Source organism: Flavobacterium enshiense, from assembly GCF_022836875.1.
Classification (GTDB): Bacteria; Bacteroidota; Bacteroidia; order Flavobacteriales; family Flavobacteriaceae; genus Flavobacterium; species Flavobacterium enshiense_A.
The window spans coordinates 1783273-1794456 of sequence record NZ_CP090376.1; the positions used below are offsets into that span (position 1 = coordinate 1783273).

Genomic DNA, 11184 nt, shown 5'->3' on the forward strand with positions numbered 1-11184 from the left:
TATTTGTAATACTAATCTTTAATCGGTATATTTGGAAACCAATTTTTCTGCCTTCGAATAACGGGCGGGAAACTTAAAACTGTCAAAAAATGAAATTTAAAATTGCACTTCTTTCCGTGCTGGCTTGTTGTCTTGCCAATGCCCAAAAGCAACCTGTCGATTTTATCATAAACAATGCTACTGTTTATACGGTTAATAAGAATTTCGAGAAAGCAGAAGCTATCGCTGTTTCCGGAGGTAAAATCGTCGGGATAGGGAAAACGGCTGAAATCAATGAAATGTTTTCTTCGAATGATATTTACGATGCTAAAAATAAATTCATCTACCCGGGGTTTTATGATGCTCATGCTCATTTTTATAACTACGGAATGAATCTCCAGACGGTAGATTTACGCGGAACCAAAAGTTTCGAAGAGGTAATCGAAAGGGTTAGCCAATTCAAAGGCAAAAAGAAAATAGCATATATTCAAGGCAGGGGATGGGATCAGAATGACTGGCCTGATAGGGAGTTTCCTAATAATCAGGTGCTGGATTTGATTTTTCCGGACATACCTATAGTACTTACACGTATAGACGGTCATGCATTGATAGCTAATTCTGTTGCGTTGAAAATGGCAGGAATCACTCCGAAAACGAAAGCAGAAGGCGGTCAGATTGAAGTTAAAAATGGTACGCTGACCGGAATATTGATAGATAATCCGATGGAGCTGGTGTACAATAGTATGCCAAAGCCATCAAGAACGGAACAGATAAATGCGCTTATGTCGGCACAAAAGACAATGTTCGAATATGGATTAACGACCATTAACGAAGCCGGACTTGAACGTGGTGTAATCAACCTGATTGATAGTTTACAGCGTGAAAACCGATTGGATATCAATATTTATGCAATGGTTAAGGCGTCCAAGGAAAATCTGGATTATTACATTGAAAAAGGTATTTATAAAACCGATAAGCTCAATGTGCGTTCCTTTAAATTTATGGCAGATGGTGCTTTGGGGTCACGCGGCGCCTGCCTGCACAAACCTTATTTCGACAGGCCGAAACAATTTGGGGCATTATTGTCGCCAATAGAGGAAATGCGCAAGACAGCAAAGAGAATAGCGGCCTCTGATTTTCAGATGAACACGCATGCCATTGGTGATTCGACCAATACGGTAATGTTGAAAATTTATAAAGAAGTGCTGACGGGGAAAAAAGACAGACGCTGGAAAATAGAACACGCCCAAGTGTTGCGCGAAAAGGATTTCGATTATTTCAAATCGGGAATTATTCCCTCTGTTCAACCTACGCATGCGACTTCCGACGTATATTGGTCTACGGAAAGACTGGGAATGCAGCGAATTAAAAATGCGTACGCTTATAAGAAAATGCTTGACAAGGCTGGAGTGATTGCTCTTGGAACCGATTTCCCGGTCGAAGAAGTCAATCCTATGTATACATTCTATGCAGCGGTAGCGCGTAAGGACTTGAAAGGCTTTCCTTCGGGCGGCTTTTTGCCTGAAAATGCCTTAACACGCGAAGAAACCTTAAAAGGGATGACTATCTGGGCAGCTTATTCTGATTTTGAAGAAAACGAAAAAGGAAGTCTGGAAGTTGGAAAATGGGCCGATTTCACCATTTTCGATGCTGATTTTATGACGGTGCCTATCGAACAGGTTTTGCTAATCAAGCCAAAAAATACGTTTATAAAAGGAAAACAAGTGAAATAAATGGTAATCCCGGACGAAAGTTCGGGATTTTTTTTGGAGCGAATGGCTTGGAGCTGTCAGCAAACCATTTTCCTGCTGTCCGTTTTATCTTTTGTTCCGTCAAAACTCCACAAAAGGATGATACTCCCATCAGGGCTAAAGGACAAACCATTTTACTTTTTGTAATGTTTCTAAGAACATTTTGTCGGGTTTTAACCTTGAAATCTTCGCGTTAAATTCAATGTTGAATACAGTAAAATAAACTGAAATTACAATCTGTAATCCAAAACTTCCGTTTTTAATGGTTTTAATTTCATTTTAGCCGTAAATTAAATTTTAAAATATAAAATTGTAATTAAATAATTGGTTAAGGTTTCTAATTAAAACTTTATAGCGCAATTTTGTTTCAGAAATAAAATAATAATTAAATCAATTTTCAAATCTGAAATCTGATTTCTAAAATCTAAAATATATTATGTGTGGAATTGTATGTGCCTTCGATTTAAAGCAAAAAGCTGAAACTTTACGCCCTCAAGTATTAGAGATGGCAAAAATTATCCGTCATCGTGGTCCGGATTGGAGTGGGATTTTTTCTAATGACAAAGCTGTTTTAGCGCATGAGCGTTTAGCTATTGTTGATCCGGCTTCTGGGAAACAGCCTTTATTCAGTCCTGATGGTAATTTGGTTTTAGCGGCTAATGGCGAAATATACAACCACCGTGAATTGCGTAAACAGTTTGAAGGCGGGTTGCTGAGCTCGTCGAAGTATGATTTTAAAACGCAAAGCGACTGTGAAGTTATTTTGGCTTTGTACAAAGAAAAAGGACCAACGTTTGTTGATGAAATGAACGGAATTTTTGGTTTTGCTTTATACGATGTAGAAAAAGATGAATATTTTATTGCTCGTGATCATATCGGAATTATTCCGTTGTATATAGGATGGGACAAACATGGAACCTTTTATGTAGCGTCTGAATTAAAGGCTTTAGAAGGTTATTGCTCAAAAATTGAATTATTCCCACCAGGACATTATTTACATAGCAAAGATGGGCAATTGGTGAAATGGTATGATAGAGAATGGACGGAATTCGATGCTGTTAAAGAAAACGAAACAAGTATTCAGGCTATTCGTGAAGCTTTAGAAGCTGCTGTTCACCGTCAGTTGATGAGTGATGTGCCTTATGGAGTATTGCTTTCAGGTGGATTGGATTCTTCAATTACTTCGGCTATTGCCAAAAAATATGCTAGCCGTCGTGTAGAAACTGATGATCAATCTGAAGCATGGTATCCACAATTGCATTCGTTTGCTGTAGGGTTGGAAGGTTCTCCAGATTTGGCAGCTGCACAAAAAGTAGCAGATCATTTAGGAACCATTCACCACGAAATTAAATTCACCATTCAGGAAGGTTTAGATGCTATTCGTGATGTGATTTATAATTTGGAAACATACGATGTAACTACTGTTCGTGCGAGTACGCCAATGTATTTAATGGCTCGTGTTATTAAATCAATGGGAATTAAAATGGTGCTTTCAGGTGAGGGTTCAGATGAGTTGTTTGGTGGCTATTTGTATTTTCATAAAGCGCCAAACGCTAAAGAATTTCATGAAGAGACAGTTCGTAAATTAAGTAAGCTTTATATGTACGATTGTTTGCGTGCTAACAAAAGTTTAGCGGCATGGGGTATCGAAGGACGTGTGCCTTTCTTGGATAAAGAGTTTATGGATGTGGCCATGCGAATCAACCCGCAGGATAAAATGATCAACGGAGAGCGTATGGAAAAATGGGTGCTACGTAAAGCTTTTGAAGATATGTTGCCAGAAAGTGTTGCTTGGCGCCAAAAAGAGCAATTTAGTGATGGAGTAGGGTATAGCTGGATTGATACGTTGAAAGAAATAGTTGCTCAAGCAGTTTCAGATGAGCAATTGGCTAATGCTAAATTCAGATTCCCAATTCAAACTCCAATGAATAAAGAAGAATATTATTATCGTACAATTTTTAGCGAACATTATCCAAGTGATACCGCGGCTTTATGTGTGCCTCAGGAAGCAAGTGTGGCTTGTAGTACAAAAATAGCATTGGAATGGGATGAAGCTTTTAAAAAACTGAATGATCCATCAGGTAGAGCAGTGGCAAATGTTCATGAAGAAGCTTACCAATAGGAAATAGTTGCATAATTGAATAGTTTTGGTAAGTTTTATATTTACTTCCAGATAAATTCAACTTCGCTGAATCGGAAGTTGAAACCTCAATAGTTTTTAAACTGTTGAGGTTTTTTTGTTTGTAGCATTTTCAATGTTGTTACGAATTTGTCAAGAGAACGAGTTTTATTCTTGATTATTTAATTTTTATTTTTGTAGAGGTGTCAGTCAGAAGCTTTGAGCAGCGAGTAGATTTCATGCATTAAATTCTTGAAAAACTTTGATTAAATAAAATGATTAATTTTTTAGTGAATTATTAAATGATAAAATGTTGTTATGAAGAAGGTTGTAAACGAAATATCTACACATAATTTAGATGATTTGGATTTTTGTGTCATTACAAGAATAGAGAATGCTAACCCTAACTATTTCGTAAATATCCACAGACATAATTTTTTCGAAATTTTATGGTTTACAAATGTAGTTGATCATTCTTCTCATTTTCTTGACTTTAATAATTATGAAATTGAAAATGGCGAGATTCTTTTGATTACCCCAAACCAAGTTCACCAAATGGACTTAGATGGTAAACAAGGATATGCATTGGCTATTTCAAAAGAGTACTTTCATAGTATGGTACCAAGAGCTCATGAATTCACTTATAGCCATGATTTTTATAGGGCTATAGTATCATCGAATAAAGGTTTGTTTTTACAACTAATGCTTTTGATTGAAAACGAATACAATGGTAAAAGAAAGCAAGATTTGCTTTTTCATTATATCGCTGCTTTATTAATCAATTTAGAGGGACTTTTTGAAATTTCTAGTGTAGATTCATCGATGCAAGAGATGATCTCTAGTATCATGTTGCTAGTTGAACAAAAGTTCAAAGAAGAAAAAAAAGTAGAATATTATGCGAACCAACTCAATATTTCGCCGCGGAAATTAAATAGTATTTTAAGTCAACATAGTGGTAAAAATCTCAAACAATATATTGTAGACAGGGTTATTCTGGAAGCCAAAAGAATTATTCTTACGGAAGAACTATTGGTTAAGGAGTTAGCATACGAACTTGGATTTTTAGAGCCTGCCCATTTCATCAACTTTTTCAAACAACAAACAAGCTTTACCCCGAACCATTTTAAGCAGCTTTATTTAAAAAATAAAGCATAAAAGTATAAAAACAAGAAGGTTTTTATAGCTTAATTGCAGGTTTTTGCAATTTTCATTTGCTAAAATACTAGTATTTTTGCTATTGATAATCAAATACTTAATTAGATATGAAAATTTTAAAAGTTTTTCTCTTATTTATTATGTTTAACAATACAATAGTGGCACAATTAAAAAAATTGCAAACAGGAAGTTTGCCAGAAGTTCAGGTTAATAAATCTTATAAATTAACTCAAAACATAACTCTTATCCCTGACCCAAGGATTAATTATGTGCCCAATATAGCAATTATCGAAGGAAGTAAGGCTGTATTGGTTGTAGATGCTGGCATGGGACCAAAAAATGGTAAAAAAGTTTTTGAAAAAGCAAAGAAAATAGCAAAAGGGAGGAAGATTTTCCTTACTACCACCCACTTTCATCCTGAACATAGTTTTGGAGCCAGTGCTTTTAACGAAGGTGGGGCTACTGTTCTTATGAATAAATTGCAATCTGATGAACTTAACCAAAAAGGACTTGAATATTTGGAAATGTTCAACAGTTTTGGTGAGATTGAACGTACAGTTCTTCAAAATACAAAGCTACCTAAAGTAGATGAAGTTTATTCAGGTAAAAAAGTATTGGACTTGGGAGGAAAAGAAGTTGAACTTTATGAAATGCCAGCTCATACTTTGGGAGATCAGGTTATTTTTGTAAAAGATGACAATGTTGTGTTTATGGGAGACTTAGTCGAAGATCGCTTTTTTCCAATTATGCCTGACAAAGACACAAAGCCTTCAGAATGGATAGAAGTAATAAAACAGGTTAAAGCGTTGTCGCCTAAAATTGTTGTTCCGGGACATGGAGATGTGGGAGGCTCTGAATTATTAGATTATGTGGAAAATTATCTGGTGATGGTGAAAAATGAAGTGAAAAAAGAAATCGATTTGGGTAAATCAAGGGAAGAAATAATTAAAATATTAAAGTCTAAACTTCTTGCATCAGAGCCAACATGGGACAATAATGTATTTATTCCTTTTCAAATTGCTCATTTTTATGCTGAGTGGACTGAAACGCCAATAGCGCTTCCTGATTTGAAAATTGAACTTAAGGAAGATAATTAAAAAGATAAATAAAATGTAAAAAAATAAAGGAAAGTATTGGCTCAAATAAATTGAATTGCTTGAAAATTATTGGAGATTTTAATGTTTGTATAATCTCAATTGAGGTTTGTATTTTTATTGGTAGTGAGAAACCTTAGAAAAAACATTATGAAACCGAAAAAAGTATAACATAATAGAAAACCTCAATAGTTTTTAAACTGTTGAGGTTTTTTTATTGCTTTTTTATGTGAATTACCACTTTTGGAAAGTCATTTTAAAGCTCTTAAATCAATTTTATGTTTTTTTGGTTTTTATGAAAAGGAAAAAATGTACTGAAATCCATTTTAAGGTCTTCTGATGTATTGCAGGATTATATAAGTTATAACTTCACGGTTAATCCAATTCCGGGAGAAAAACCAGAAGTACTTCCGCCGGCAAGTTCCAGATATACACCCCATTTGTCATTCCAGAACCAACGCCCTCCAACGTGAAGACCTAAATTAATGTCGTCATCATTGTCATTGTTGTCATTGTCTCCCGTGAAAATAGCGTATCCCAAATTGGCTCCACCATAAACATCCCAAGCATCATTTGAAATCCCAAATACATTATCGAAATAATAGTTCCCCTTTACTCCCAGATTTAACCAATCAAAATCCAGGTCTGTTCCGACACCGGGAGCAATCGTAATATCCTTATGAACAGGAATTTCATAATTAGCGCCTACAAGACCAAAATTTAATTCACTTCTGGCTTGTCCAAAAACATTTGCATAACTAAAGAATAATGCAAAAACAAATAGCAATATTGACTTTTTCATACTTTTTATGTTAAAATGTTACATGTAAATATAGAAATATTTTTTTAAAGAATTGATTATAATCAGGCTTTGATACTATTTTTCTTCGGTTCCAATAGTGTAAATTTGAAATCCGTACTCAAATGGAAAACAGAAATTTTGAGGTAAAGGGTTAAGGTTTAAATGAATTAACAATCGAAATAAGGTTAATAATAGCGCTTTTTTTGTTGATAACTTACGGGCTAGGTTTGCTGAATTTTAACGTAAAATCATCTTCAATTTCATATATTTGCTCGTTATACAAAAAAAATAGACATTCAGAATATAGATTATGAGCGAAGAAGTAAAGAAAAACAATTATTCGGCAGACAGTATTCAGGCGCTTGAGGGAATGGAGCACGTAAGGATGCGTCCTTCGATGTATATTGGTGATACAGGGGTTCGTGGACTTCACCATTTGGTTTATGAGGTAGTAGATAACTCGATTGACGAAGCATTAGCCGGACATTGTGATACTATTCATGTAGCAATTAACGAGGATAACTCGATTTCTGTTGAAGATAACGGTCGAGGGATTCCTGTAGATATTCATAAAAAAGAAGGAGTTTCTGCTCTTGAGGTTGTAATGACCAAAATTGGGGCCGGAGGAAAGTTCGACAAAGATTCTTATAAAGTTTCTGGAGGTTTGCACGGGGTAGGTGTTTCGTGTGTTAATGCCTTGTCCGATCATTTGAAAGCAACGGTTTTCAGAGAAGGAAAAATATACGAGCAGGAGTATGAAAGAGGTAAGGCGATGTATCCGGTTAAGCAGGTTGGTGAAACTGACAAGCGCGGAACAACGGTTTGGTTTAAGCCTGACGGAACTATTTTTCAGCAAACCTTAGAGTTTTCTTATGATACGTTAGCGGCTCGTATGCGTGAGTTGGCGTACCTTAACAAGGGAATTACGATTTCGTTGACAGATAAAAGAGAAACGGATAAAGACGGGAATTTTGTAGGGGAAACATTCCACTCAAAAGAAGGTTTGAAAGAATTCGTTAAGTTCCTTGATGGTAATCGTGTGCCAATTATTGGTCACGTAATCAGCATGGAAAATGAAAAAGGGGAAGTTCCGGTTGAAGTAGCTTTGATTTATAATGATAGTTACTCTGAAAATATTTTCTCTTATGTAAATAATATCAATACACACGAAGGAGGTACGCATTTACAAGGCTTCCGTATGGGATTAACCCGTACGTTGAAGAAATATGCTGATGCTTCCGGGTTGTTGGATAAATTGAAATTTGAAATTTCAGGAGATGATTTCCGTGAAGGTTTGACGGCTATTATTTCGGTGAAAGTATCTGAGCCTCAATTTGAAGGACAGACTAAAACCAAATTGGGTAACAGAGAAGTTGTTTCTCCAGTTTCTCAGGCGGTTGCTGAAATGTTAGAGAATTATTTGGAAGAGAATCCAAATGATGCGAAAATCATCGTTCAGAAAGTAATCTTGGCAGCTCAGGCGCGTCATGCGGCGAAAAAAGCCCGTGAAATGGTACAGCGCAAAACCGTGATGGGTGGCGGTGGATTACCGGGTAAATTGTCTGACTGTTCTGAGCAGGATCCGGCAAAATGTGAGGTATTCCTTGTTGAGGGAGACTCGGCGGGTGGAACTGCCAAGCAAGGGCGTGACCGTGCCTTCCAAGCAATCATGCCATTGCGAGGTAAGATCTTGAATGTGGAAAAAGCGATGCATCACAAAGTCTTTGAGAATGAGGAAATCCGCAATATTTTTACTGCTTTAGGGGTGACCATCGGTACTGAAGAAGACAGTAAAGCGTTAAACCTTGAGAAATTACGTTACCATAAAGTAGTAATCATGTGTGATGCCGACGTGGACGGTAGTCACATTTCTACGCTGATTTTGACGTTCTTCTTCCGTTATATGAAAGAATTGATTGAGAATGGTTATGTATACATCGCCACTCCGCCTTTATATATGGTGAAGAAAGGAAATAAGAAAGAGTATGCGTGGACAGATGCGCAACGTGATGCAATCTCTGAGAGATTGGGCGGTGGAACCAATATCCAACGTTATAAAGGTCTTGGAGAGATGAACGCGGAGCAGTTGTGGGAAACCACGATGAATCCGGAATTCCGGACGTTACGTCAGGTTGGAATTGACAGTTTGGCTGAAGCAGATCGCGTATTCTCTATGTTAATGGGAGACGAGGTTCCGCCACGTAGAGAATTTATTGAAAAAAATGCTGCTTACGCTAAGATTGATGCGTAAATCTTATATAGTATCAGGATTGCTTGTTGTTTTTTTGTTCTTTTCCAATGGAATAAAAGCGCAATCCGGGAATACATTTCAGGATGTCGAAAACTTACTTAATGACGCCTTGTTTTATTCCGACAAATACATAACTCCAGCTACAGATGCGGCCGTTTATCAGGCCGCTTCTGGTTGGATTACTTCACCTAAAAAACGAAAATTATGGGATGTGACATTGGGTTTGCATTCGAATATTTTCTTTGTTCCGAAACACGACAGAAGTTTTGAAATTAAAAACAGTGATTTTTCCTTTTTTCAGATCGAAGGCGGAGCAACTTCCGCAACTGTGCCGACTGCATTGGGTGGTGATTCCCAAGTGTATCTTGTTGGTGAGTTGGATGGAGAGCAAATCCGTTTGAAAACGCCTGAGGGAGTTAATCAGGAAACTATTTTCTACCCGTATTTGCAAGGCTCGGTAGCATTGTGGTATGGCACTGAGGTTGTGGTGAAATATTCCCCAAAAACAAAACTTAAAAGAGGGGATTACCAAGTCTATGGTTTTGGTTTAAAACATAATGTGAGTCAGTACTTTAAAGGTTTGGAGTCTAAGAAAATCCATTTCTCCGGATTAGTGGCTTATTCCAAAGAAGATATCAGCTTTGATTTTATTTCTATTCCTACCCAATTCGGAAGTTTGGGGATTAATCGCTTGAATGGATTGGTGGATACCTGGCAGTTTCAGCTGAATGGCTCAAAAGAGTTCAAGAACTTTGAATTAATGGGCGGACTGATTGTTAATACCAGTGAATTCAAATACATTGTTGGGGGAGAGAAAGGGGAGATTGAAGAGATTATTCCGCTTCAGGATATTTTGAACAAGAAATTGGAGCAAATATCCAAAAACAAAACTAATGTCATTGGTGAAATTTCGGGAAGATATCAGATTAAAAAAGTGTTTTTGCAGCCGGTTATAGGATTTGGGAAATTTGTTAATACCAATTTTTCTGTCCAATATGAATTTTAATATGTTTAGTATTGGTTATTTTAATATATTTAACTTCTATTAAAAACTAAACAACCAAAAAAACATATAAAATTATGAAAGTAACTATAGTTGGTGCCGGAAATGTGGGTGCTACCTGTGCAGATGTGATTTCTTATAGAGGAATTGCCAGTGAAGTAGTTTTGCTGGATATTAAAGAAGGTTTTGCCGAAGGTAAGGCCATGGATATTTCCCAATGTGCTACTACAACTGGTTTTAATACGCGAGTTTCAGGAAGTACGAACGATTATTCAAAAACAGCCAATAGTGATGTGGTGGTAATTACATCAGGTATTCCGAGAAAACCGGGGATGACCCGCGAAGAGCTTGTTGGGATCAACGCAGGAATCGTTAAAGGTGTTGCGGATAATGTGTTGAAACATTCTCCAAATGCTGTTATTGTGGTAGTGTCCAATCCCATGGATACAATGACGTATCTGACTTTAAAAGCGACAGGCCTGCCTAAGAACAGAGTTATCGGTATGGGTGGAGCACTGGATAGTTCCCGTTTCAAATATTATTTGTCGAAAGCGTTAAATAAACCGTCTGCAGATGTGGATGGAATGGTTATCGGCGGTCACGGTGATACGACCATGATTCCGTTAACGCGCCTGGCTTCTTATTGCGGTGTACCGGTTTCCACATTCCTTTCTCAGGAAGAAATGGATAAAGTGGCTGCCGATACGATGGTGGGAGGGGCAACATTAACCGGATTGTTGGGAACTTCGGCCTGGTATGCTCCCGGAGCTTCAGTAGCTTATCTTGTAGATAGTATATTAAATGACCAAAGAAAAATGATTCCTTGTTCAGTTTATCTTGAAGGTGAGTACGGTCAGTCCGATATCTGTATGGGAGTTCCTTGTATAATTGGTAAAAATGGAGTTGAATCTATCGTTGATATAAAATTGAACGATGCAGAAAAGACGTCATTTGCTAAAAGTGCAGAAGCCGTTCGTGCTATGAATGCCGATCTGAAAACAGTTTTAGCGTAATATTTTAAATACAATAA

General features: G+C 36.9%; 8 protein-coding genes. 7 read left to right on the plus strand and 1 reads right to left on the minus strand.

The window, feature by feature from the left end; all coding sequences use genetic code 11:
- The first annotated feature begins 89 nt into the window (after positions 1-89).
- From LZF87_RS07960 to LZF87_RS07975, 4 genes are all read left to right on the plus strand, one after another.
- Positions 90-1712 (plus strand): amidohydrolase, encoded by a 1623-nt coding sequence (locus tag LZF87_RS07960; RefSeq protein ID WP_244338299.1) that lies wholly within the window; start codon positions 90-92, stop codon positions 1710-1712.
- Between the two features lie 454 nt (positions 1713-2166).
- Entirely contained in the window at positions 2167-3852 is a 1686-nt protein-coding gene (asnB, locus tag LZF87_RS07965) for an asparagine synthase B (RefSeq protein ID WP_244338301.1), read from the plus strand.
- A 315-nt stretch (positions 3853-4167) separates the two neighbouring features.
- Entirely contained in the window at positions 4168-5004 is an 837-nt protein-coding gene (locus LZF87_RS07970; RefSeq protein ID WP_244338303.1) for a helix-turn-helix domain-containing protein, read from the plus strand.
- Between the two features lie 107 nt (positions 5005-5111).
- Positions 5112-6101, plus strand: a complete 990-nt coding sequence (locus tag LZF87_RS07975; RefSeq protein ID WP_244338305.1) for an MBL fold metallo-hydrolase — start codon at positions 5112-5114, stop codon at positions 6099-6101.
- Positions 6102-6459: 358 nt separating this feature from the next.
- Here LZF87_RS07975 and LZF87_RS07980 read toward each other — a convergent pair whose 3' ends face one another.
- Positions 6460-6900, minus strand: a complete 441-nt coding sequence (locus LZF87_RS07980) for a hypothetical protein (protein ID WP_244338307.1) — start codon at positions 6898-6900, stop codon at positions 6460-6462.
- 310 nt (positions 6901-7210) lie between these two features.
- On the opposite strand from LZF87_RS07980, the gene gyrB reads away from it, so the two are divergent.
- From gyrB to mdh, 3 genes are all read left to right on the plus strand, one after another.
- Positions 7211-9151: a DNA topoisomerase (ATP-hydrolyzing) subunit B gene (gyrB, locus tag LZF87_RS07985; RefSeq protein WP_244338309.1), complete on the plus strand. Its 1941-nt coding sequence runs from the start codon at positions 7211-7213 to the stop codon at positions 9149-9151.
- Positions 9123-10157, plus strand: coding sequence for a DUF6588 family protein (locus LZF87_RS07990; protein WP_244338311.1), 1035 nt, complete (start codon positions 9123-9125; stop codon positions 10155-10157). Before gyrB ends, LZF87_RS07990 begins: the two co-directional genes overlap by 29 nt.
- A gap of 74 nt (positions 10158-10231) precedes the next feature.
- Positions 10232-11167, plus strand: a complete 936-nt coding sequence (mdh, locus tag LZF87_RS07995) for a malate dehydrogenase (RefSeq protein ID WP_244338314.1) — start codon at positions 10232-10234, stop codon at positions 11165-11167.
- The last annotated feature ends 17 nt before the right edge of the window (positions 11168-11184 follow it).

Bases quoted from the DNA above. Each gene is read 5' to 3' on its own strand.
- LZF87_RS07975 (WP_244338305.1), top strand. From the start codon at position 5,112: ATGAAAATTTTAAAAGTTTTTCTCTTATTTATTATGTTTAACAATACA.
- gyrB (WP_244338309.1), top strand. From the start codon at position 7,211: ATGAGCGAAGAAGTAAAGAAAAACAATTATTCGGCAGACAGTATTCAG.
- asnB (WP_244338301.1), top strand. From the start codon at position 2,167: ATGTGTGGAATTGTATGTGCCTTCGATTTAAAGCAAAAAGCTGAAACT.
- LZF87_RS07990 (WP_244338311.1), top strand. From the start codon at position 9,123: ATGCTGCTTACGCTAAGATTGATGCGTAAATCTTATATAGTATCAGGA.
- LZF87_RS07980 (WP_244338307.1), bottom strand. From the start codon at position 6,900: ATGAAAAAGTCAATATTGCTATTTGTTTTTGCATTATTCTTTAGTTAT.
- LZF87_RS07970 (WP_244338303.1), top strand. From the start codon at position 4,168: ATGAAGAAGGTTGTAAACGAAATATCTACACATAATTTAGATGATTTG.
- mdh (WP_244338314.1), top strand. From the start codon at position 10,232: ATGAAAGTAACTATAGTTGGTGCCGGAAATGTGGGTGCTACCTGTGCA.
- LZF87_RS07960 (WP_244338299.1), top strand. From the start codon at position 90: ATGAAATTTAAAATTGCACTTCTTTCCGTGCTGGCTTGTTGTCTTGCC.